The sequence below is a fragment of the Sunxiuqinia rutila genome, assembly GCF_050589705.1.
Classification (GTDB): domain Bacteria; phylum Bacteroidota; class Bacteroidia; order Bacteroidales; family Prolixibacteraceae; genus Sunxiuqinia; species Sunxiuqinia rutila.
Map to the genome: position 1 here is coordinate 207,488 of NZ_JBNGOT010000007.1, position 22,929 is coordinate 230,416.

18 protein-coding genes are annotated in these 22,929 nt (G+C 44.9%); 9 read left to right on the forward strand and 9 right to left on the reverse strand.

The window, feature by feature from the left end; translation table 11 throughout:
- Positions 1-33: 33 nt before the first annotated feature.
- The 4 genes from ACRD6K_RS10990 to ACRD6K_RS11005 all read right to left on the reverse strand — a co-directional run bounded on the left by ACRD6K_RS10990 (position 34) and on the right by ACRD6K_RS11005 (position 3,982).
- Entirely contained in the window at positions 34-2,031 is a 1,998-nt protein-coding gene (locus tag ACRD6K_RS10990; RefSeq protein WP_299582467.1) for a monovalent cation:proton antiporter family protein, read from the reverse strand.
- Between the two features lie 189 nt (positions 2,032-2,220).
- On the reverse strand, positions 2,221-2,841 hold the full coding sequence (locus tag ACRD6K_RS10995; RefSeq protein WP_430973292.1) for a class I SAM-dependent methyltransferase: 621 nt from the start codon (positions 2,839-2,841) through the stop codon (positions 2,221-2,223).
- Positions 2,842-2,936: 95 nt separating this feature from the next.
- The gene (locus ACRD6K_RS11000) at positions 2,937-3,266 is read right to left on the reverse strand and encodes a DMT family transporter (protein WP_430973293.1); all 330 of its coding nucleotides are present in this window, start codon (positions 3,264-3,266) and stop codon (positions 2,937-2,939) included.
- A 50-nt stretch (positions 3,267-3,316) separates the two neighbouring features.
- Positions 3,317-3,982: a Crp/Fnr family transcriptional regulator gene (locus ACRD6K_RS11005; protein ID WP_430973294.1), complete on the reverse strand. Its 666-nt coding sequence runs from the start codon at positions 3,980-3,982 to the stop codon at positions 3,317-3,319.
- 122 nt (positions 3,983-4,104) lie between these two features.
- Here ACRD6K_RS11005 and ACRD6K_RS11010 point away from each other — a divergent pair, with 122 nt between their 5' ends.
- Positions 4,105-4,554, forward strand: coding sequence for an OsmC family protein (locus tag ACRD6K_RS11010; RefSeq protein WP_430973295.1), 450 nt, complete (start codon positions 4,105-4,107; stop codon positions 4,552-4,554).
- A gap of 123 nt (positions 4,555-4,677) precedes the next feature.
- Here ACRD6K_RS11010 and ACRD6K_RS11015 read toward each other — a convergent pair whose 3' ends face one another.
- The 4 genes from ACRD6K_RS11015 to ald form a co-directional block, all read right to left on the reverse strand.
- Positions 4,678-5,553, reverse strand: a complete 876-nt coding sequence (locus ACRD6K_RS11015; RefSeq protein WP_430973296.1) for a hypothetical protein — start codon at positions 5,551-5,553, stop codon at positions 4,678-4,680.
- 23 nt (positions 5,554-5,576) lie between these two features.
- Positions 5,577-5,783, reverse strand: coding sequence for a helix-turn-helix transcriptional regulator (locus ACRD6K_RS11020; protein WP_299582449.1), 207 nt, complete (start codon positions 5,781-5,783; stop codon positions 5,577-5,579).
- Positions 5,784-5,946: 163 nt separating this feature from the next.
- Positions 5,947-7,944 (reverse strand): HAD family hydrolase, encoded by a 1,998-nt coding sequence (locus tag ACRD6K_RS11025; protein ID WP_430973297.1) that lies wholly within the window; start codon positions 7,942-7,944, stop codon positions 5,947-5,949.
- A 319-nt stretch (positions 7,945-8,263) separates the two neighbouring features.
- Positions 8,264-9,376: an alanine dehydrogenase gene (ald, locus tag ACRD6K_RS11030; protein ID WP_430973298.1), complete on the reverse strand. Its 1,113-nt coding sequence runs from the start codon at positions 9,374-9,376 to the stop codon at positions 8,264-8,266.
- A 248-nt stretch (positions 9,377-9,624) separates the two neighbouring features.
- Between ald and ACRD6K_RS11035 the strand changes: the two genes are divergently transcribed.
- The 8 genes from ACRD6K_RS11035 to ACRD6K_RS11070 all read left to right on the forward strand — a co-directional run bounded on the left by ACRD6K_RS11035 (position 9,625) and on the right by ACRD6K_RS11070 (position 22,125).
- Positions 9,625-10,830, forward strand: a complete 1,206-nt coding sequence (locus tag ACRD6K_RS11035) for a pyridoxal phosphate-dependent aminotransferase (protein ID WP_299582440.1) — start codon at positions 9,625-9,627, stop codon at positions 10,828-10,830.
- Between the two features lie 319 nt (positions 10,831-11,149).
- On the forward strand, positions 11,150-12,655 hold the full coding sequence (locus ACRD6K_RS11040) for a glutamine synthetase beta-grasp domain-containing protein (RefSeq protein WP_430973299.1): 1,506 nt from the start codon (positions 11,150-11,152) through the stop codon (positions 12,653-12,655).
- A 42-nt stretch (positions 12,656-12,697) separates the two neighbouring features.
- Entirely contained in the window at positions 12,698-14,086 is a 1,389-nt protein-coding gene (glmM, locus tag ACRD6K_RS11045) for a phosphoglucosamine mutase (RefSeq protein WP_430973300.1), read from the forward strand.
- A 245-nt stretch (positions 14,087-14,331) separates the two neighbouring features.
- Entirely contained in the window at positions 14,332-15,735 is a 1,404-nt protein-coding gene (locus ACRD6K_RS11050; protein WP_430973301.1) for an efflux RND transporter periplasmic adaptor subunit, read from the forward strand.
- 8 nt (positions 15,736-15,743) lie between these two features.
- Positions 15,744-17,087 (forward strand): ABC transporter permease, encoded by a 1,344-nt coding sequence (locus tag ACRD6K_RS11055; RefSeq protein WP_430973302.1) that lies wholly within the window; start codon positions 15,744-15,746, stop codon positions 17,085-17,087.
- A 20-nt stretch (positions 17,088-17,107) separates the two neighbouring features.
- On the forward strand, positions 17,108-18,595 hold the full coding sequence (locus ACRD6K_RS11060) for a TolC family protein (protein WP_430973303.1): 1,488 nt from the start codon (positions 17,108-17,110) through the stop codon (positions 18,593-18,595).
- Between the two features lie 5 nt (positions 18,596-18,600).
- Positions 18,601-19,833, forward strand: a complete 1,233-nt coding sequence (locus tag ACRD6K_RS11065) for an efflux RND transporter periplasmic adaptor subunit (RefSeq protein ID WP_430973304.1) — start codon at positions 18,601-18,603, stop codon at positions 19,831-19,833.
- Positions 19,834-19,950: 117 nt separating this feature from the next.
- Positions 19,951-22,125 (forward strand): DUF5916 domain-containing protein, encoded by a 2,175-nt coding sequence (locus tag ACRD6K_RS11070; RefSeq protein WP_430973305.1) that lies wholly within the window; start codon positions 19,951-19,953, stop codon positions 22,123-22,125.
- Between the two features lie 112 nt (positions 22,126-22,237).
- Here the strand turns inward: ACRD6K_RS11070 and ACRD6K_RS11075 are convergent, their stop codons facing one another.
- A complete protein-coding gene (locus tag ACRD6K_RS11075; protein ID WP_430973306.1) occupies positions 22,238-22,801 on the reverse strand; it encodes a hypothetical protein in 564 nt (187 codons plus the stop codon).
- Positions 22,802-22,929 lie beyond the last annotated feature (128 nt).

Genomic DNA, 22,929 nt, shown 5'->3' on the forward strand with positions numbered 1-22,929 from the left:
TGGTCCTATGATTTTGGGAAATGACTTAAGCTGTTATTTCTGAATTTCAGGAATAGGCTCTTCCGAGCCAAACAGCTCAAAGGCCTTGGCGATCTGCTCCGGTCTTCCCATGATGTAAACGATATCGTCCATCTCCAGCTTCTTATTGCCATCGGGGTGCTCCAGCAGCTTATCCTTCCGGAGGATTGCAACCAGCGTTACGCCGAAGACTTTACGAAGCTTAATTTCCCGAATTGACTTTCCAATCACAAATGAACCTTCCCGAACTTTAAGGGCCATAATTTCCAGGTTGGGTAATTCCCGGAAAAGCTGATCGGACTTGTCGGTTTCCTCTCGGAAAATTCCATAATGTTCGTCCCGTATTTTGGCCGTTACCCGGTTGATTTCGCGTTGAGGAACGAGTCGTTGTTTCAGAATTCGTTCAAATAGCTCAATGGCTGTTTCAAATTCCTCCGGAATAACCTGGTTGGCTCCCAACTTATACAATTCTTCAATATCTACCACTTTCTTGGTGCGTACAATGATGAAAATGTGTGGATTCAGTTGCCGGATCCGGTCGACAATCGACATGGATACAATTAGGTTTCCAACAGAAATCACCGCGATGTCAGCCGTTTTAATGTGGGCTTTTTCCAGAATCGGTTCATTGGTGGCATCCCCGTAAATGACCATCTCGCCTTTTTCCTGTAGTTTTTTTACAATTCCCGGATCAAAAATAATGGAGATGTAGGGCATCTTCAGGTAGTTGGCCATTACCGATAGGTTTAACGAGCGGGAGTCTTTACCCACAAACACCACATGGTTCTCCAACTCTGGAACTTCAACCTGAGGAAGCGGGAATAAGCCGTCCACCCAAATTTTGGGTATGGGAAGTTTCAGCAACAGGTCAGCTGTTTGACGCGAAACCATCATCAACAGGGGAGTTACCGACATGCTTATAATGGCAACAGCCAGAAACAGTTGGTAATAGTAATCCGGAATGATTTCATACTTCAAGCCCGACTGCGCCAGAATGAATGAAAATTCTCCCACCTGGCAGAGGGCCAGCCCCACCATAATCGTTCCCCGAAAGGTATGCCCTAATACGAAGGCCGTTCCTGCCGCAACCAGCATTTTAATCAATAAAACGAGTAAGACGGTGGAGAAAACCAGCAGCGGATGGTTGGCTACAAAGCTGAGGTCGAGCAGCAAGCCAATACTGACAAAGAAAAAGCTGGTAAAGGTGTCTTTAAACGGAATGAGGTGCCCAAAAGCATTAGCACTGTATTCCGATTCTGAAATCATCAGCCCGGCCAGGAAAGCCCCAAAAGCCAGGGAAATGCCCATTTCGGAGGTTAGCAAAGCGACCGAAAGACAGATGGCGAAGATACTCATCATGAACAGCTCCTGGTTTTTGGTGTGGGCTACCAGCTGCAACACTTTGGGCATCAGCCAGCGGTTACCTACATAAACCAAGCCAACCAGTATGATTGTTTTTCCCAGAAGGGGAACCAGTTGAGAACTGGCGTCGGAGGCCTCACTTCCGAGCATGGGCGTAAAAAGCAACAAGGGAATCAGAATAATATCTTGGAAAATAAGAATTCCCAATACGGTTCGGCCATAATTGGAGGTGATTTCAGAACGTTCCTGCATCAGTTTAAGCACCACAGCCGTACTGCTTAAAGCGGTGAGGAAGCCAACAAACAACGCCCCGGACCAGTTCAGGTTATAGAGCCGTGCCACCAGCATGGTAATGCCTGCCGTGAGGATGAGTTGCATGAAGCCGCCAAAAAATACGATTTTACGAATTCGTAATAAATGATTGATGGAAAACTCCAACCCAATGGTAAACATGAGTAAAATAACGCCAATCTCAGCTAAAAGCTCAATCTGGTGATTAGAGCCAACAATACCCAGAAAATAGGGCCCCGTAATCACCCCTGTTAGCAAGTAGCCAATAATGGTAGGTATTTTAATCTTTGTAAATAAGAAATTTACAAAAGTCGACAAGGCAAAGATGATGACAATATCTTTTAATAGGGGGAGCTCCATGTTTCTAATTTTAATCTGAAAAAAAAGGTGAAAGACACGCAGGCCAAACTTAAAGCTTTAAAGTACGACATTTTCTGAAAATATACTTTCTATCCGCTTGGCCGAAAATGGAATTTGGGTTTATTTTTTTTATCTGAAAAACAATCATAACTATTTTGTGAATCAGAAGCAGTGTTCATTGGAGAAAGCTTAGACTTTTCGGAAACTACAAAAAACAAAATTCTGAACGGAGCTAAACGGTGTTTGGTGATCTACTGTAATGCATTTTATTTTTTCAAAAAATGTTTCCAGTCGTTCCGTCATTGCCTTTTCCGAATAACGCTTGATGGGAATGCCGCTGCATTTATCGGGGCCTTGTTCCGAAAATGTACCAATAACCAAAACGCCCGAAGGATTAATGCTCTGCTGAGCTGTTTGCAGGTAATTGGCTATTTCATCTTCCTGCGTCAGAAAATGAAAAGCTGCCCGGTCGTGCCAAAAGTCATAGCGCTCGGTTGGTTGAAAAGTCGCTGCATCGGCTACAATCCACTTCACCAGGGAGGCCCGTTCCTGCAGGCGTTCTTTTGCCCGGTTGATGGCTGCTTCCGAAATGTCCAGAACTGTCAGGTTCTGATAACCGCGGTCGAGTAAGTGATCAACCAGCAAACTGTCGCCACCTCCGATATCAATAATTTTGGCTGTGAGCGGCACCTGAAACTGGCTGAAAAAATTCAGCGATGTTTGGGGGACCGATTCAAACCAACTGACTTCATTTGACGATTTGGTTTGATAGATGTGTTCCCAATGTTTTTTGCGGTCAAATCCATTCATGGTTATCTGGCGTCAGAATTTCAGCAAAAGTACGCATTTTGTTCAATAAATTAATTGGAGCTTCCCGCATGCTAGTCGGTAATCAGCGTGTTCGGTTAGCTTGAAACCACCTTTAACCCGATGATGGAGGCGATTAAGGTGCTGATAAAAAACAGGCGCCAAAAGGTGGCTGGTTCATGAAATACGAAGATACCGACCAGTACGGTGCCTACTGCTCCAATACCAGTCCACACCGCGTAAGCCGTTCCAATGGGCAACGCTTGTGTTACTTTGACCAACAAAAACATGCTGATGGCTAAACAGACTAAAAAGCCCAGGTACCACCAGGCGGCTTCGGTGCCAGCGCTTTCTTTTGCCTTGCCTAAGCAGGCAGCAAATGCAACTTCGAATAAGCCAGCTATAATGAGTAAAATCCAGTTAATCATATTCGTTTTTCTTTTATCTAATTCAAAAAAGACATGGGGTGAAAACTGCGTTATCCGTAGTTGGAAATATCCTGAAGACGAACAGAATCCAATATCTCAATGGTGCGGCCTGTGCTTTTTACAAGGCCTTCTTTTCTGAAATCTGCTAAGTTTTTCAAAACACTTTCTTTGGAGAAACCAATCACCCGCGCAAGATCTTTGCGTGTCAGTGGAAGTTCGAAGGTGTGGTGTCCGTAACTTTTTTCAAATTCGCACAGCAAAAAGGCCAAGGCTCCTGCCGAGTTCTTCTCGGTCAGTTTCATGTGCCAGTTTAAAAAGTGCTCGTTGACTGTTGAAATGTATTGAATAAACAACATGGCAAAGTCCGTGTTCTGTTTGAGCAAACCGGAAAAGGTTTCGTAATTGAGGATGTCTACCGAACAATCCGTCAATGCTCTGGCGGAGAAACTGTAATGTTTGGTTGAATAGGCGCAGTTTATCCCGATAATTTCACCGGGAAAAAGAAGCATCAGTACCTTTTTGGTCTGGCCTTCATCCAAAGCTAACTCAACCGTACCTGTTTTTAGTAAATACAAACCATGAACAGGAGTTCCTTTTTTCACGACCAGCTCTCCGGCCCTAAAATCCAACTGTTTTGCTGTTCCTAAAAGTTCCTTTTTCTCGTCTTCCTGAAGTGCCCGAATACAGGCTTCTCCTGATGTATGTGTTGTGTTCATTGTTTTGCTTAATCCAAGGTGTAAAATTACACCTTCCTGTGTTTTCTAATACACTGCTACTTCTTTCCGCTGCGGTGCGTAAACCGGTAGCTTTGTAAAAATACAATTTTAAAACATTTCATATGGAAACGAGTCAGATTCCCACAATTGATTTTACGGTAGGCTCTACAACGAAATCAAATTCACAGTCAGAAATAAATGTGCGTAACTTCAAAGTTTTGGTCGACGAACCTTCAGATTTGGGAGGAACCGACAAAGCGCCCAATCCCGTTGAATACATTTTGTGTGGACTCACGGGATGTATTCATATTCTGGGTTTTAAAGTGGCTCAGGAACTGAATATGGAATTAGCGGATCTTCAAATCAGAGTGACTGGACAGCTCAACCCGATGAAGCTTTTTGGTATGCCAACCGAAGAGCGGGCGGGCTATCAAAAGATAGCTGTTGAATTGCACCCAACGACCAATGCTGATGAAGCAACCTTAGCACAATGGAAAACCATAATGGCTGAGCGGAGTCCTGTTCTGGATAACCTGCTGAATGAAACACCTGTTGAAATAAAGTTAGGTTAGCAACCGGCCAGTTTAGCTTCCCCTGTCCGGTGCTGGTTTGTCACGGAAATTCAGAAAACAAACCGGATTCAAACCAGCACCGGCAGGCTAGGCCATTCCGGACAAGAATTGTCTTTCTGTAAATTAATTGGAAGCAAAGTTATACATGGCTGAAATTGAGAAAATGAGCAAGACGATAAACAGGTAGAATGGCAGCCAAAGCATACTGATTATTCCTGTAATATTGTTGAAGTTGCTGAAAAACAAAACCAGCATGATGGGGACGGAGCTTACCAGCGTAACAGTGGCCGACTTGTAAATGTCAAATCGTTGTTTTTCATCATACCAACCCGACTGCCGTCCGCGAACAGCATGGATGAACCAACCGATAAGAATCAACAGATAGGGTAAAAATACAAACACACTGTATGGAATTACGATCCATTTGTAGGTTTGCGGATTTGTGCGCAAATAATATTCGGCAGTAACAAGCAACAGTCCTGTTAAACCGCAAACAATGCCGACAACATTTAAGGAGATAAACAATTGTTCACTCACTAAACTTAAGGATTGATTTTTGGATTTTTGCGCCTTTTTGAGTCTGATAAAATGAATCAGCGCATAGACGATAAATAGCCCGTGCAGGCTTTGTGCAATCCAAATGGCTTTCAGTTCTGAATTTATCGGGAAGCCTTGCGGGTATTCTTTGAGAATGTCGGTTAGCGCGCCCCAATGGGGAAGTATGGCAATCAATGAGAGCGTGCCAATAATGAGTAAAAGGACTCCGGCTAAAAATGAATTTGCCTGCTTTTTTAGATTGAGAATAACGGACAGAATGATGGTGATATGGCTAAAGAGCAACACCAGCAGGCCAATAAATAGCAGCATGACATAGGCTGCAGGTTGATCAAACCATTGGTCAATGTTAAAGTATTGAAAGGAGTTGTAGCTTAGCCAGCCTGCATTAATACTGCTTAAAAGTATGCTTGTCCAGATTGATGTATTCGCAAACTTTTTCATGTTGGTTTCTTTTAGAAGTAACCTTACTCTTCAGTGATGAAAAAAATATCTTCAACAGATTTATGAAAGAACTTAGCAATTTTTAGAGCTAACAGCGTTGATGGTACAAATTTCCCTTTTTCAATGGAATGAATGGATTGACGCGTTACGCCAACTTCGTTTGCCAATGCTTCTTGAGACATGTCGTCGTAATCAAAACGACAGCGCTTTAAATGATTTCCCAACTTCATTGTTGTCAATTATATGACAACAAAGGTAAAGTATGCTTTACATTTATGCAAGAATAATTGACAGAAATAATTCAATATCTGATGAAGCTAAAAAGTTCCTCTAGAGGTGCTTAGGTTCTGCTTTCAAGCTTTGCTATTCAGAAGAAGGATGTACCTTTTGAGTTTATTTCGACAGCCAGTCTTTTAGTTTTCGGGCCAGGTGGAATACTTGCAAGCCCGCTTGCCCAAAGGTATAGGCCACGGAACCTTGAATCCATAAAAGCCCGGATGGCTTTTCGTTCGAATCGAATTTCGATTTCAGGAACTGAAACAGGATGCGGGGTGATAAATGGGTGATTATTTTTTCATTGTCATTGAGGTTGTTACCCACCTTGAATTTGTCGAAAATAATGGTTTCTCTTCTTTTAGGTTTTTCAATAAACAGGTAGAGCGAGTTGAGCCCGCAGGAGGTTATGGCTGATTTGGCATTGGTCATCAACCAATGAAACGTGGCGTACTCTTTAGCAAAAAAGACAATGTTCTCATACAGTTTATCAATGTATTCCTGGGCATACCTTCCCGAATTTTCTTTGGTATCAAATTCCGGATAAACCTTATCGTTTTTCTTTTTGTAAGCAATGGTGCTTCCATGGGTAGTCATAGCAAAAACCTGTTCGGCCACTGCCACAAAGCCACTGTTCAGTGACCGGTCGACTCTGGCCGACCATATAATTTCTTCCGGGAAAAAGCCAGCCATGTATTCACCGGCCTCGTCAGGAAGCAAACGGTCTTTGAAAACACCAAAATAATAGCCGAAAACCTGTTTGTCGCCAAGAATGGAATTAATTGATTTCTGGCAGGTTCTTGTCCAGCCTAAATCAACAATGGCAATGGATGAATCTTTATCCAGCATGCCTTCCTGGTCGAAATAGTCACGTGCAATTTCCCGCTGTTTTCTGGCTTCCTGAAGAATTTCAGGAAGGACATTTTTATGAGTCAGTAAGTCCAGGAAAAGCTCCACGTTTCCTTCGTTCAGCTTTTGGGCGTAAAAACTTTGGTCGATTGCAAAAGCATCCAGGCCGTCATTCAGCAAATGGACATCTAAATTAATGCGTCGCATCATTTGTACGGGGGTTCGTCCAACAGCCCCACCCATAATTCGCCTGAATTCTTCTTTTGTTCCCTGATCAATTCCAGCCAGATAAAAGGTTCTTCGCGAACCGTACAAATAGGAGAATTGGATGTCAGGATAATTGGCACTAAACATTTTGGCTATTTGAAGGAAGATGTAGGCATCGCGCGCTAAAAAGTAAATTTTGTTGATTCCACGTTTGTGGGCATCTTCCAAAACCCCGGCAACAAAGGGCACAAAAAGAGGCGCAATCACATCTGAAACCATATCGGTGATGGCCGAGTTTTCAGAACAGAGGCGTATCGTTCGGGCAATTCCGGCCATTAGCACCCCTTGCAGCGGATTGTCAGACAAGGTTGCCGATTTTATCCATTCCAGCTCATAACGCGTATACTGAACTTGTCGTAACAGCTTGGTGCTAATTCCCTTTCGCTTCGGAACCAAATGATCGTTTTTTTTGTCGTCTCCGCAATGGAACCACTCCTTAAACCCGACGTTTTCTTTTTTTGCAATTAGCTCAAATAAGGCTCCGCTGTCTTTGGTCAGTCCAACTTCGTTTGAAACATAAAGTTTATCGCCTTCCTTCCAAAAACCATGTTCTACTAATTGTTTTTTTATGAAATTTGCTGGCAGGTACATGTCTGATATGTAGCAGACTGACTTGCCCTGATTGTGTAAGAAATCAATCGCCGACCGGGTTGACTGAATTGGACGCAATACTTTTTCTTCCAGTGAAAGTTCCAGGTGAATCAACTGTTCAAGGCCAAAGGATTCAAGAATACCTGCGTTCAGCGAAGCGTAAATTTCCTGAATGGAAACATCTTCTCTGGACGAAGATTTCAGAGCGGCGAGAGCTTTCTTTTCTGCATTGATTCGGGCATTTACAAAGTCGTAAATAAGCACTTCGGGGGCGTCTTCGCCATACAATTCAAGCGCCATCAGGTAAAACACAATTCGTGGTTTTCCACAGGTTCGAATCAAGCAGGTGTCGAAAACATCAAACGAGTGAAATTTATAAGAGGCTTTTAAAAGATCTTTATTCTTTAGCATATTAGTCGGTGATAGAAAGTAAAAAAAATGTGTTGACGTGTTTTTTCAAAGGTTCTGTTTTTGGGGCGGTTCTTCTTTTTGGAACCGAAGAACGGTTAACTTAAGTTTAACAAGGTATGGCTTTAAAAGTTTGTGTGAAAGGAAGAAAAATGAATGGAAAAATCAATTGGTTACAGGGCTGTTCGCTTTTCTGTTTGCGAATGATTATGTGCGGGGTAAACAACATTGGCGGGCGGTTCAAAAATGATTGATCGTTCCAAAAATAAAGGTGATGCTGAAAGCCAGCACCACCTTGCAAAATGAGATTACCTGGTTGCTTTTACAATACCGTTTCTACCGGAACGTAAGGAAGTTCAAAGGCTTCGGCCACTTCTTTGTACACAATTTTGCCTTCAACCACGTTTAGCCCTTTTCGCAACGGAAGATTGTCCTGACAGGCTTTTCTCCATCCTTTGTTAGCCAGCTGAATGGCGTTGGACAGGGTGGCATTGGTCAGAGCCAGAGTTGAGGTGCGGGGGACAGCTCCCGGCATATTGGCGACACAGTAATGAATGACTTCATCAATCACAAAATTAGGATGGTCGTGGGTGGTTGGTTTGGTGGTTTCAAAACAGCCACCCTGGTCTACAGCAACGTCTACCATCACGGTGCCAGGGCGCATGGTCGACAGCATGTCGCGGGTGATTAGTTTAGGTGCTTTAGCACCCGGAATTAATACTGCTCCGATGATGAGGCTGTGTGATTGAATCATTTCACGGATGTTGAATTCGTTGCTCATCATGGTTTTGACGTTGGCGGGCATGATGTCGTCCAGGTAGCGTAGACGTTTCAGGTTGACGTCCATGATGGTGACATCGGCCCCCAGTCCGGCAGCCATCTTTGCCGCTTCGGTACCTACAATTCCGCCGCCAATGATTAGCACCTTGGCGGGAGTTACTCCGGGTACTCCACCTAGTAAGACACCATATCCGCCATATGTTTTTTCGAGGTATTTCGCACCTTCCTGCACCGACATGCGCCCTGCCACTTCCGACATGGGAATGAGCAGCGGGAGCGAATGGTCGCTGAGTTCCACGGTTTCATAAGCCAGACAAACGGCTTCGCGTTCAATCATGGCCTGTGTCAGCACTTCCGACGATGCAAAATGGAAATAAGTATAGAGAATCTGCCCTTTTTTGATGAGTCCGTATTCCGGCTCAATGGGTTCTTTCACTTTTATAATCATCTCAGCAATGGCATAAACCTCTTCAATGGTTGGAAGTAGTTTGGCTCCTGCTGTCAGGTAAGTTTCATCGGAGAATCCGCTGCCAATACCTGCGGTGGTTTGCACATAAACCTCATGGCCGCATTTAATAAGTTCCGCCGTTCCGGCAGGAGTTAAAGCGACTCTGTTTTCGTTATTCTTAATCTCTTTAGGTACGCCAATTTTCATGTTTTTATCGTTTAGTTTGTGATTGTTATTTTCAAAAGTAAATGGTTAATTGCTTGAAAAACATGACAAAATCACAAGAAAACGCGCTGAATGCTCAACAACTTGCATCGCGTTTTAGCAGTTGGCAGTGATTTGACAATGTCGCACTCAAAAGATAGAAAAAATATCAAATTTCAACGAAAGGGGTTGTTTTTATTTAGGATTGATAATCGTACCTTTGGCGACTTAGCAAAAATAGTTTATTTAACATGCCAACAACATCAATTCGGGGAAACAGCATGCCTGACTCCCCAATCCGCAAGCTTGTACCACTTTCTGACCGGGCCAAGAAGCTGGGCCGAAAAGTTTATCATTTAAACATTGGGCAACCTGATTTGCCCACGCCGCAGCGAGCGTTGGATGCGATCCGGAATATTGACCGCAAAATTCTGGAGTACAGTCCGAGTGAGGGAATTTTATCGTTGCGCGAAAAGTTGGCGAAATACTATCATAAGTTTGTTATTCAGGTTGATGTGGAGGATATAATAATTACTGCAGGCGGAAGTGAAGCGGTTACTTTCGCGTTTATGTCCTGCCTTGATCCGGGCGATGAGATTATTGTTCCGGAGCCAGCCTATGCAAATTACGAAGCGTTTGCCATTGTTGCCGGAGCAGTGATCAAGTCTATTCCGGCTAAGATTGAAGAAGGTTTTGCCTTGCCCCCCTTGGAGGAGTTTGAAAAGCTGATTACCCCAAAAACAAAGGGGATCATGATTTGCAATCCGAATAACCCAACCGGCTACTTGTATACCCAGGAAGAGATGAATAAAATTCGTGACCTGGTTAAGAAGTACGATTTGTATTTGTTTTCGGATGAGGTATACCGGGAGTTTTGTTACACAGGAGCCCCTTATATTTCAGCTTTCCACCTGGAAGGAATTGAGCAGAATGTAATTCTGATTGATTCGGTGTCGAAGCGTTACAGCGAGTGTGGCTTGCGCATTGGTGCACTGATCACCAAAAATGAGGAAGTGCGCAAGAACGTGATGAAGTTTTGTCAGGCACGCTTGAGTCCACCCTTGATTGGGCAAATTGCTGCCGAAGCCTCACTGGAAGAAACAGAGACTTACCTGATGGACTCGTACAATGAATATGTGAGCCGCCGTAAGTTCTTGATTGATGGGCTTAATCGCATCGAGGGCGTTTATTCTCCCATTCCGATGGGGGCTTTCTACACGGTTGCTCAATTGCCGGTTGACGACTCGGACAAGTTTTGCAGCTGGCTGCTTAGCGACTTTGAGTACGAAAATCAAACCATATTTATGGCACCGGCCTCTGGGTTTTACACAACGCCTGGCTATGGAAAAGACCAGGTTCGGATTGCCTATGTGCTGAACAAGGATGACCTTGGGAAAGCACTGAAAGTGTTGGAAGAAGCACTGAAGGTTTATCCGGGAAATACCCGCCGGAAGTAATTGAACAGCCTTGCTGGTTCCTGATCTCTGAAACTGATTTCTGTTAAATGCGCTGGCTTTTGCCCCTGGAACTTGGTTTCAGCGATCCGGAACTGATTGTTTTTTGAATACTTCCTTTTCGGGGACTTCCGATAACAGGAATATTATCTTTGCTTCTTCGTCCTTAGCTGTGCCTGCTGCGATTGGGAATACACGGCGTCATTTGATGCTTGATTCCTGCAACTCGTGTCCCGCAGGCTGCAATTGGTCATTCAAATTGATCTTCTGCTTTTTATTTCCAATTGGCATGACTACTTTTATGACTTAATTTTTGCATGCTATGTCATCAATTCAAAACAACCCCAACTTGTTGGTACAATATCTTCAAAAGCCAGCTTCGGAATTTACCAAGGATGACTTGATTCGGTACATTGAAGAACGGGAAATTGAAATTGTTAATTTTCGCTATGTTGCTGAAGACGGTAAGTTAAAAACCATCAACTTTATGGTTACCGGGCATGACGAACTGGATATGATCTTATCTTCAGGCGAGCGGGTTGATGGAAGTAGTATCTTTTCATACCTCGAGGCAAATGCCAGTGATTTGTTTTTGGTCCCTCGATATAAAACAGCCTTTTTAAATCCCTTTGCCAGCATTCCTTCGGTAGATATTCTGTGTTCGTTTTACGATAAGCATGGACAGCCGCAGGAAAGCTCTCCGGAAAATATTCTTCGCAAAGCGCAAAAACAATTCTACCGCGAAACTGGACTGACCCTTAAAATGATGGGGGAGTTGGAGTATTACGTGATCAGCGAGGCCGAAGAGGTGGTGGAATCATCGAGTAACGGCTATCATTGTGCCGAACCTTTTACCATGCATGAAAAACTTCGGGTGGAAGCCATCAAACTCATTGCGCAGTGCGGCGGTAAGGTGCGTTTCGGACATGCCGAAAATGGCCGGTTTACCCATGATGGAATACACTATGAACAGCATGAGATTGAATTTGCCCCCGTTGATCCCGAGGAAGCTTCGGATCAGTTGGTGATTGCCAAGTGGATTCTGCGCATGCTGGGTTTAAAATACAAGGTTAGTGTAACGTTTATTCCCAAAATTCAGCTAAACCAACCGGGAAGTGGCATGCACATCCACTTCTTGGCCGAGCAGAAAGGGCAGAACTGCCTGATTGAAAATGGCGAGTTAACCGCTACGAGCTTGCGCATGATGGCTGGTGTGTTGGAACTGGCACCGGCATTAACGGCTTTTGCAAACACCATTCCCATATCGTATTTACGCTCCATGCCCGGGCGGGAAGTTCCGGCATACGTTTGTTGGGGAAAGCAAAACCGGTCAACTTTGATTCGGGTGCCGCTGGGCTGGAACAACAAGCTGCCTTTGGGGGCTATGGTAAACCAGCAGGAACAGGCCAAGGTAGACTATTCGTTTCGGCAAACCATTGAGTATCGCGGAGCCGATGGATCGACCAATCCGTATTTGTTTTCAGCCGCTTTAATTGTCGGTTTTATCAACGGCTTGTCCGATCATGAGTCTGTTAAGAAGGCGGATGCTTATTACTGTTCTGAGAACTTATTTCTGACAAAAGGAAAGTCGGCAGAGGGAGAAAAGCAGTTTGAACGCTTGCCTGGCTCGTGCTATGAATCGGCTTTGATGTTGGAGAAGTTCCGGCACCATTTTGAAGCGGACTCCATCTTTCCCCAGTCAATTATTAATCATACCATATTAAAGTTGCAAGCCTTTGATGACCAGCATTTGATCGAAAACCTGCAACCATCTGGAGAAAATGAGGATCTGCAAAACTTGATTGGCGACTACTTGAATTACATGTAACTACATATTATCTCAATACAAAATTTTTCAAAATAGATTGGAATGACACTTATAAAATCGATTTCAGGAATTAGAGGAACTATTGGAGGAAAACCAGGCGATGGATTAAGCCCCCTGGATGTTGTTAAGTTTGGTGCTTCGTATGCCCGTTGGGTAAAAGAAGCAAGCGGCAAAGATAAACCAGTGGTGGTGGTCGGACGCGATGCGCGTATTTCAGGTCAAATGGTAGATGCTTTGGTTTGTGCTTCGTTAAACGGCATGGGATGCCAGGTTGTAAACATTGGGTTGGCAACTACACCAACAACCGAGTTGGCTGTGGTAAAAGAACAAGCTGACGGTGGTATTATTCTAACGGCTAGTCATAATCCTGCCCAATGGAATGCGCTGAAGCTTCTGAATGGCGATGGCGAGTTTTTGTCGGCTGAGGAAGGCGCTAAAATTCTGGCTTTTGCCGAAGCGGAGGATTTTAATTTCGCGGAAGTCTATGAGCTTGGAACGATTGAACATAAAGATTACCTGCAGGCACACATCGATCATGTGTTGAAGCTGGAATTGGTGGACACCGATGCGATTGCAAAAGCCAATTTTAAAGTCGCTTTTGATGCCGTTAATTCCGTGGGAGGAATTGCGATACCAGCCTTGCTGAAAGCGTTGGGTGTAAAGACCATTGTTCCAATCAACGAAGAAGCAACCGGACACTTTGCCCATGTTCCGGAGCCACTGCCCGAGAATTTGGTTGAAACCTGCAGTCTGGTTAAAGAAAACGAAATTGATGTTTGCTTTGTGGTCGATCCGGATGTTGATCGCTTGTCAGTTATTAGCGAAGATGGTTCGATGTTTAACGAAGAATACACCTTGGTGGCCGTGGCCGACTACATTCTTTCTGAAACTCCGGGAAATACGGTTTCCAACCTGTCGTCTACCCGGGCCTTACGTGATATTACCGAAAAACATGGTGGAAGCTATACGGCCTCAGCTGTGGGCGAAGTGAACGTGGTGAAGAAAATGAAGGAAACCGGTGCGGTGATTGGTGGTGAAGGCAACGGAGGCGTGATTTATCCGGCTTCACATTATGGGCGCGACGCGCTTGTTGGCATCGCCTTGTTTTTGAGTTTGCTGGCTAAGTCAGGCAAAACATGCACGGAACTTCGGAAGACCTATCCGGATTATTTCATCTCGAAAAATAAAATAGAATTGACTCCGGATATTGATGTGGATGCTGTTTTGGTACAGATGAAAGAAAAGTACAAAAACGAGCAGGTGAATGATATTGACGGTGTTAAAATTGATTTTGCCAATGAATGGGTGCACTTGCGCAAGTCAAACACCGAACCAATCATTCGTATTTACGCGGAATCAACGAAACCGGAAGCTTCACAGGAATTGGCCCAGCGAATCATTGGTGAAATCAAGGATATCATTTCCATTTAAACCTATCGGACAAATTGAAGTCTTATTACCTAAGAATGTAATCAACTATAATCTTAGGTAATATTAACTGATTTTAACGGCAAGTGGCATAATTGTTGTTAAATGAGATTATAGTCAGTAACTGATCCCTTTCTCATGAAAATGGAGAAAGGGCTATTTTTTGCCATTAACCTACAATTGAATTCGTGAATTAAATAAAATCTCATCATAAAACTTACTGATAGACTGCTAATACATTTAGACTCATGAAAAACAAAAAAATCTTACTCATTGTCCTTATCCCGCTAGCATTAATTGTTGCCTATTTGGTATTTCAAGGCAGCGACAAGGTTGTTTCCGATATTACGGTAGAAGTTGCGAAAGGACCTTTCGAAATTCAAATTTATTCATCCGGTGAACTGGAATCCGAAAACTCGGAGAATATTACCATTCCCGAGAAAATGAAAGACCGGAACCTGCGGATTTATGAATTAACCATTACCGACTTAATTGACGAAGGAACCTATGTTGATTCCGGCGATTATGTTGGTACGCTGGATCATAAAGCCGTTGAGGAAAACATTAAAAATACGCAGGATCAACTGGAGACCCAGTTAACAGAACTTCAGGATGCGAAAATCGATTCGAACCTGAATCTGAGCAACCAGCGTGATGTGATTATTAATGCACAACTGGATCTGGAAGAGCGTAAAATTGTGATGGATGAATCCATTTACGAGTCGCCTTCCGTTCAGAAAAAAGCAGCGATGGATTATGATAAGGCATTGCGTAAATATGAGCAGGAAAAGAACGCTTATAAGTTGAAGCGCGAGCAGGAAGAAAACCGCGTAACCCGGCGCTTTATCAACTACCGCCAAACCGAAGACCGCCTGAAAGAACTGCAGGTACTCTATAACTCATTGGAAATATTTGCCCCCAAGTCAGGTTTGCTTACCTACTACAAACATCCATGGGGCGAGGTGATTAAGGTGGGCTCGCGAGTAACCATGTGGAACCCGATTATTGCCACCATTCCTGATATGACCAACCTCATCTCCAGAACCTACATCAATGAAATTGATATTTCCAAAGTGAAAGTGGGCTTGCCTGTAAAAGTGGGTGTTGATGCTTTTCCGGACAAGGAACTTTCCGGCGAAGTGATCTCAATGGCCAACGTGGGGCAAAACATGCCTAACAGTGATGCTAAAGTATTCGAGGTGAAAATTAAAATTTTTGATGAAGATGCGGATTTACGTCCGGCCATGACGACCAGTAATGTGATTAAGGCGGTTACCCTGCAAGACACCTTGGCGATTCCATTGGAAAGCGTTTTTACTAACGACAGCCTTCAGTATGTTTACAAACTGCACCGGGGTGATGTGCAAAAGCAAATCGTATCGCTGGGCGATGCCAATGAAAACTACGTGTTGGTTCAGGATGGCGTTGAGGAAGGCGATGTGGTTTACCTGGCCGCGCCTGAGGGTATTGATGAACTGGAGTACGAAGGCTTGGAGATTTATGCCCGCCTGTTGAAGGAAAAGGAAGAGCGCGAGGCCGCGGAGAAATCGGCCAAGGATGATTTTGACAAAAAAGCAGGGGAGAAGAACCCGCAACCCGGCAATCCTTCCGCACGTGCCGGTGGTGTTTCATCAGGTTCAACCTCTAACTAGACAGCGCTATGTGGATAGAACGATATTTTCATGATGTGCTTATCGGGATCCAGGCAATCTTCGATAACCGCTTAAAATCAATGTTAACTGCTTTGGGGATTATTTTTGGTGTGGCCGCTGTAATTAGTATGATGGCCATCGGAAATGGTGCTGAGCAGGAAATTTTAGAGCAAATTAAAATGGTTGGAGTCAACAACATTGTGGTGACTCCTACCTCCGTAAGTATCGATGGCAGTGGATCGGGAGGCGAAGAGGATGGTGCTGCTGCCCGGTCAAAGTTCAGTAAAGGCTTGAGCCTGCTGGATGCGCAGGCCATCGCCGAAGTGATTCCGGCAGTCGATAAAGTCAGTCCGGTGATTTCGTTTAACTACTCGGCCATTCTGAATGGAAAGAGTAACCCCGTGGTGCTGGAAGGGGTTGATGCCAGTTATTTCGATGTCTTCAGCATCGGCTTGCAAAGTGGCGATGTGTTTAACCAAACACAAAGCGAACTGGGGCAGCCGGTGTGCCTTATTGGCGATAACATCCGGAATGTCTTTTTTAACCAGGAAGACCCGATTGGTAAAAGTATCAAGTGCGGGCAGGTTTGGCTGAAAGTCATTGGCGTTGTTGAAAAACGCGATTTTACGGCTTCAGCATCCGACGAAATGGGAATCAGTAGTTCGGACAACAAAATTTTTGTTCCGGTGCAAACCGTCTTACTTCGCTTTAAAAACCGCTCGCTGGTTCGGGCCGATGAAGTGGAACGTGCCAATTCGCGCCAGCGCAATGCCGCCGGAACATCAGCAGGCGAAGATAAGAACCTGAACCAGCTCAGTAAAATTATCATTCAGGTGAAGGAAACAGAACAGCTCAACGCTACAGCTAATGTGGTGAAGCGTATGTTGTTCCGTCGTCATTCTGAAATGTATGATTTTGAGGTGACCATTCCAGAGTTATTGCTGAAGCAACAACAGCGAACCAAAAACATTTTCAACGTGGTATTGGGTGCCATTGCAGGCATTTCGCTGATTGTTGGAGGAATCGGGATTATGAATATCATGCTGGCGTCGGTGATGGAGCGAATCCGGGAAATCGGAACGCGTCAAGCCATTGGCGCTTCACAAAAAGACATCATTGTGCAGTTCTTGTCTGAATCAACCTTGATTAGTGTTTTTGGAGGAATCATCGGAATTATTCTTGGCGTGGCCTTATCTCAAATTATTACTGCCGTGTTTGATATTAAAACCATCGTCTCCTTTTTCAGCATTTTTATTGCCTTTGGAGTTTCGGCTGCGGTTGGAATCATTTTTGGTTACCTTCCGGCCAAACAGGCCGCTGAAAAAGACCCGGTAGAATCACTCCGTTATTAACCTGAAACGACCAATATATTATGAAATCAAAATACATTTATACCTTACTCCTGTTTTTATCCATCTCTCTGAGCTCTTTGGCGCAGGAGCAACACCTGAAATTATCGCTGAACGCTGTTATTGAACTGGCCTCGCAGCAATCACTCGATGCCTTTCGGAACGAAAACATGTTCCGGGCAAGCTACTGGGAATACCGGTACTACAAAGCCGACCGTCTTCCCAGCTTAACGCTGAATGCAACCCCGTTGGATTTTAACCGCAACCGTTCGCGGGAATATAACTTTCAAACCAATGAGGAAGAATACGTTCAACGCGAGTATTTGAACTCGGATTTTGGCCTTTCGCTGAACCAGAATGTGGGCTTAACCGGAGGTCGCCTGTTTTTGCGCTCCGACCTGGGGATTGTGAAAAACCTGGGTGACGGGCAGAAGGACTCCTATCAATCGACCCCCATTAGTATTGGTTATCAGCAGGATTTGAATGGCTACAACCGCCTGAAGTGGCAGGCTAAGATTGAGCCGCTGAAATACGAAAAAGCCAAGAAAGTATTCATCGAATCGCGCGAGGCGCTGGCCATCAAAGCCACACAACGCTTCTTTAGCCTGGTTTCGGCAGAAATCAACCTGTCGATTGCAGAGAATAACAAAGCCAGTGCGGATACCTTATACAAAATTGGACAAGGGCGCTTTCAGGTAGGAACCGTGACACAGGATGAATTGCTGAACCTGCAGTTGCGACAACTACAAGCCGAGCAGGGACTGAATACGGCAAAGCTGGAATTGTTGCGCGCACAGGCAGACCTGAACTCTTTCCTGGGGTTGGGTAAGGAAACCAAAATTTCCTGCCTGGTTCCGAGTGAGCTCCCTCAGCTGGAAGTTCAGGCGGGATCGGCCATTGAACAAGCTTTGCAAAATAACCCCGAAATTCTGGATCAAAAACAACGCCTGCTACAGGAGGACCAACGGGTAGCCGAGGCCAAGTCGGAAACAGGCTTGAATACCAGTATTTTTGCCCAGTATGGTCTCGACCAGTCTTCGGATGAGTTTAAGAATGTGTATGACAATCCAGGGGAAAGCCAGCGTGTTCGTCTGGGCGTGAACATCCCGATTGTTGATTGGGGACGGCGTAAAGGGCGCTACCAAATGGCAGAATACAGCCGCGAGGTGGTGAAAGCTACTGTTCGTCAGGCTCGTATTGACTTTGAGCAGGAGATTGCCCAAACCGTAATGGAATTTAACCTTCAAGCTGCGCAGGTTCGAAACGCTGCTTTGGCTGATACCGTTGCCCGGCAAGGATTTGAAGTGGCTTTTCAGCGCTTCCTGATCGGGAAACTGGATGTGATCAACCTGAACCAGGCGCGCAACGACCAGGAACGGGCCCGGAAGGATTACGTATTGGCACTAAATGCTTACTGGCGCTATTATTACACCATTCGCCGACTGACCCTTTTTGACTTCGCTGAGGGGCAGCCATTATCGGAGGAATATGAAAACATTCTTGAAAACTAAGAGACATGAAGAAGCATAAGAAATTATTGATAAGAGGGATTCCTGTCTTGGTGGTGTTGCTGATCGCGCTGTTCTTTATTTTGGAAGAAACGGTGATGTCGGGTGGCAAAAGCTATCACGTTAGAAACGGAAGCCTGGATGCCATCATTGAATGTGTGGGCGAAGTGAAGGGTGAAAAAGCCACTGAAATCAACATGCCCATGGCGATGCGCGATCGTGAATTGCGAATTTACCAGGTGAAGATTGTGGATTTGGTTGAGGAAGGCAAGATCGTGAAGAAGGGCGATTATATTGCGCAGCTGGATCAAACCGAAATATCGAGCCGGATGCGGGACCGGATGCAGGAAAAAGAAAAGGTGGATGCCGATTTGAAAAATGCGCGCATCGACAGTACCGTCCGGCTGACCCAACTTCGCGAAGGAATTACCAATGCCTTGCTGGATCTGGAATACAATAAAATTGATTTGGAACAATCCAAGTACGAATCGGAGGCCTACCAGCGAAAAACGCAGATGGCCTATCAAAAGGCCGAAATTGCGGTTGAAAAGAAACGCCGGGATTACCAGCTGGAGCAAAACCGGCGAAAGATGCATGTTCAGCGGCATGAAAAACGCCTGGAGCGCCTGAATGACTTGATTGATCGCTATCAGAAAGCCATTGCTGCAACCCGGATAACTACGCCGGAGGACGGGATTGTCATGTTTGGGACTTCCTGGAATGGACGGAAGTTCTCAAAGGACGATGAGATCAGTATGTGGCGTCCCTTGCTGGCTACCTTGCCGGATATGTCTACGGTGATTTCCGAAACCTATGTCAAAGAAATTGACATTGCCAAAATCAGCAAAGGTGATAGCGTAAATATTACCCTCGATGCCTTACCGGATAAATCGTATACCGGCGAAGTCGTTTTTATTGCTTCGATTGGTGAAGATCATCAGGGCTTTGATATGAAGGTGTTTAAAGTGGTCATTCGTTTGAATGAAACAGATGAGGACTTAAAACCCGGAATGACCTGTTCCAATCACATTATTGTTGATCATTACACCGATCAGCCCATTATTCCGTTGGAAGCTGTTTTTAGCGACAGCCTGCAAAAGGTTGTTTTTGTGAAACATGGCGGAAAAGTGACCAAGCAACCCGTTGTGCTGGGAGCCGAAAACAAAGGCATGACGGTGGTGCTGGAAGGCCTGCAGGAAGGCGACCGCATTTTGATGCATCCGCCTGAAGATATGCTTTAGCGATTTCTGATCGTTTGGTGTTCAAGTCCGAATCAAATTATACCATTTATAATTCGATTCGGACTTGTTTGTTTTTTGTACATTTACGATGCTAAACGAACCTGTAAACCTAACGTAATGAAAAAGATCCTGCTGCTGTTTGTCTTTTGGCAAGCCCTTGCCGGTACTGTTTGGGGTGTCGAAAAATCGAAGCCCGACAGCATTCAATCAACCTTTAACAAAGATTACATCCTTCAAGTCCGGAAAGCCCAAAGCCCCATTCAAATTGATGGGAAAATCGATGAGCCCGATTGGCACAAGGCCGACAAAGCCAATAACTTTACCCGGGTACTTCCGGTGGATACGGGCTTGGCCGACGCACAAACCGAAGTGGTGATGACCTACGATGACAAAGCCTTTTACCTGGGCTTTACGTTCTACGATTCCATTCCGGGCAAACGAATCATGGAGTCTTTCCGGCGCGATTTTGTTTTTGGAAACAACGATAACTTCCTGGTTTTCTTCGACACTTTTCTGGATCAAACCAATGGCTTTTCGTTTGGAGCATCGGCTTCCGGAGCCAAATGGGATGGGATCATGTACGATGGAAGTGCGGTTAACCTGAACTGGGATTGTAAGTGGGAATCCAAAACCGTGCATTACGACGACCGCTGGGTAACTGAAATGCGCATTCCATTTCGCTCCATCCGGTTTAAATCGGGAGCCGATCGCTGGTATGTCAATTTTAGCCGGCTCGATTTGAAGCGCAACGAAAAATCGTCGTGGGCTCCGGTGCCCCGGCAGTTCCCAACGGCCTCGCTGGCCTATACCGGCGTGTTGGAATGGGAAGAGCCCCTGCCCAAATCGAAAACCATGTTCTCGCTGATTCCTTATGTGTATGGTTCGGTGGCCAAAGATTATGAGGCGGGCACCAAGGCCGACTATCGCAAGGATTTTGGTTTTGATGCCAAGATTGGCGTAACCACTTCCATGAACCTGGACCTGACCTATAACCCTGATTTTGCGCAGGCCGAGGTGGACGAGCAGGTGACCAATCTGGACCGCTTTGAATTGTTCTTTCCTGAAAAGCGGCAATTCTTCCTCGAAAATTCCGACCTGTTTGCCGGCTATGGTTACGATGTGGTTACGCCGTTTTTCTCGCGTCGCATTGGGCTGGATGCTCCGGTATTGTTTGGCGCCCGGCTCAGTGGCAAGCTGAATAACAACTGGCGGCTGGGGCTGATGGATATGCAAACCGAAAAGACGGCCTTTTTGCCCGCCCGGAATTTTGCGGTGGCCTCGGTGCAGCGCAAATTGTTTGCCCGCTCAAGTGTGGGGGTGATTTTGGTGAATAAAGAAAACATCAACGAGCCGGGCGGTGTGCAGGACTATAACCGGGTGGCCGGGCTCGACTACAATTTGGCCTCGAGCGACAATACCTGGAATGGCAAGTTCTTTTATCATCAATCCTTTGATGAGGAAGAGCACAGCCGGGGGCAATACGCGCAAGGCGCATCGCTGGAATACAAAACCCGGAACATTGGCTTTGGGCTGTCTCAAACCAGTGTAGGGGCCGACTACAGGGCCGAAGTGGGCTTTGTGCGGCGCACGGGCTATAACTTCCTGGGGCCTTCCTTCAACTATACCTGGGTGCCAAACAAGAAGATTGTGGCGCATGGTATTTTTGTGGAAAGTGAAAACTTTTACGACACCGATTTTGATAAGATCGATCACCAGCAAACCCTGGGTTACCAGTTTGAGTTTGAGAGCCGGGCCAAAGCCAAGTTCGGCTTCCTGGATTACTTTGTTCATCTTCAGCAGGATTTTGACCCTACCCACCAAAATGATGTTTTTTTGCCCGCAGGTTCTGAATACCGCTACCGCGGGGGCTGGCTCGAATACGAATCCGACAACCGGAAGAACTTCAAGTGGTCGGGTTCCTATACCAAAGGGGAGTTTTTTAATGGCGATATTGATTTGCTGGAAGGCATGGTGGGCTACCGCATTCAGCCCTATGTGAACTTTGCCATGAACTTAAGCTACAGCAACATTCGTTTGCCCGACCCGTTTGAAACCACCCGTATGTGGCTGGTTGGCCCCAAGCTGGATGTCACCTTTTCGGATAAAGTCTTTCTCTCCAGCTTTGTGCAATACAACGAGCAGATTGAAAACATGAATGTGAATATGCGGTTTCAATGGCGGTATGCGCCGGTGTCCGACTTTTTTGTGGTGTATACCGACAACTACTTTACCGGCGACTGGACCTCCCGCAACCGTGCACTGGTGGTCAAACTGTCGTATTGGTTTAATTAACACCTGTTGATAACTTTTGAAAGCTACGCCAAATGGGCGGAACAGAGAAAATCTCTCCCTGCTCGAATTTGCAAGCGGGGAGAGGCTGTTGGATTAACGGCTGTAATTTATTTTAATGTTTTCCAATTAACGATCTTAGTTCCTTTGCCAATTTAATCTCAAAGATTGAGACTAAATCTTCCATCTCTTGCTCAAATTCGTAAGTATGAATCTTTAATCTTAAATTTAAATCTTTTGCCCAATAGAACAATTGTAGTCCTTGTGTCGCATTTACTTTATAAAATCCAAGATGTTGGATAAGTCGCCCCCAGAATGATTTTTTAACTTTACCTACGTATAAACATCTTGAATTCTCGTCAAAACGTTTTTTCAATGCAGGTATTGCTTTTGAATTATCTGAATTTGAGTAGTTTTTTATCGCTGCTCTAATGGTTGAGTTTTCAATATTGCTGTCTATTTCGAACCAATATAAAACCGGTCCATTCATACTCATTAATCTCTTAAATAGAGCTTTGTATTCATGAGATTCTCTTATGTCTATGAAATTGAAATCTTGGATTGTACTTAAATCAACATCGAATGAAAATTGATTTTTAACTCCTTCATTTTTGACTTGTTCTAGAGCACTAATTAATTCATTTGAAGTCTTGGATAATATTTTATTAGTCAAGTCCATTTTGAGTTGATTTAGTAATTTTGTGTTGGTTGTTAGCTAGTTGTTGCGGGTTTGTTTATATAGCCGTTAACCCCGCGCTGCCGCGCGATTGCATTGCGTGGGCTTTAGACGCTACTTTACAACGATGA

Coding starts and splice junctions, on each gene's coding strand:
- ACRD6K_RS11020 (WP_299582449.1), bottom strand. CDS start 5,783: ATGAAGTTGGGAAATCATTTAAAGCGCTGTCGTTTTGATTACGACGAC.
- ACRD6K_RS11035 (WP_299582440.1), top strand. CDS start 9,625: ATGCCAACAACATCAATTCGGGGAAACAGCATGCCTGACTCCCCAATC.
- ACRD6K_RS11055 (WP_430973302.1), top strand. CDS start 15,744: ATGTGGATAGAACGATATTTTCATGATGTGCTTATCGGGATCCAGGCA.
- ACRD6K_RS11010 (WP_430973295.1), top strand. CDS start 4,105: ATGGAAACGAGTCAGATTCCCACAATTGATTTTACGGTAGGCTCTACA.
- ACRD6K_RS11070 (WP_430973305.1), top strand. CDS start 19,951: ATGAAAAAGATCCTGCTGCTGTTTGTCTTTTGGCAAGCCCTTGCCGGT.
- ACRD6K_RS11075 (WP_430973306.1), bottom strand. CDS start 22,801: ATGGACTTGACTAATAAAATATTATCCAAGACTTCAAATGAATTAATT.
- ACRD6K_RS11025 (WP_430973297.1), bottom strand. CDS start 7,944: ATGCTAAAGAATAAAGATCTTTTAAAAGCCTCTTATAAATTTCACTCG.
- ACRD6K_RS11005 (WP_430973294.1), bottom strand. CDS start 3,982: ATGAACACAACACATACATCAGGAGAAGCCTGTATTCGGGCACTTCAG.
- ACRD6K_RS11060 (WP_430973303.1), top strand. CDS start 17,108: ATGAAATCAAAATACATTTATACCTTACTCCTGTTTTTATCCATCTCT.
- ACRD6K_RS11050 (WP_430973301.1), top strand. CDS start 14,332: ATGAAAAACAAAAAAATCTTACTCATTGTCCTTATCCCGCTAGCATTA.
- ACRD6K_RS11000 (WP_430973293.1), bottom strand. CDS start 3,266: ATGATTAACTGGATTTTACTCATTATAGCTGGCTTATTCGAAGTTGCA.
- glmM (WP_430973300.1), top strand. CDS start 12,698: ATGACACTTATAAAATCGATTTCAGGAATTAGAGGAACTATTGGAGGA.
- ald (WP_430973298.1), bottom strand. CDS start 9,376: ATGAAAATTGGCGTACCTAAAGAGATTAAGAATAACGAAAACAGAGTC.
- ACRD6K_RS11015 (WP_430973296.1), bottom strand. CDS start 5,553: ATGAAAAAGTTTGCGAATACATCAATCTGGACAAGCATACTTTTAAGC.
- ACRD6K_RS10995 (WP_430973292.1), bottom strand. CDS start 2,841: ATGAATGGATTTGACCGCAAAAAACATTGGGAACACATCTATCAAACC.
- ACRD6K_RS10990 (WP_299582467.1), bottom strand. CDS start 2,031: ATGGAGCTCCCCCTATTAAAAGATATTGTCATCATCTTTGCCTTGTCG.
- ACRD6K_RS11040 (WP_430973299.1), top strand. CDS start 11,150: ATGTCATCAATTCAAAACAACCCCAACTTGTTGGTACAATATCTTCAA.
- ACRD6K_RS11065 (WP_430973304.1), top strand. CDS start 18,601: ATGAAGAAGCATAAGAAATTATTGATAAGAGGGATTCCTGTCTTGGTG.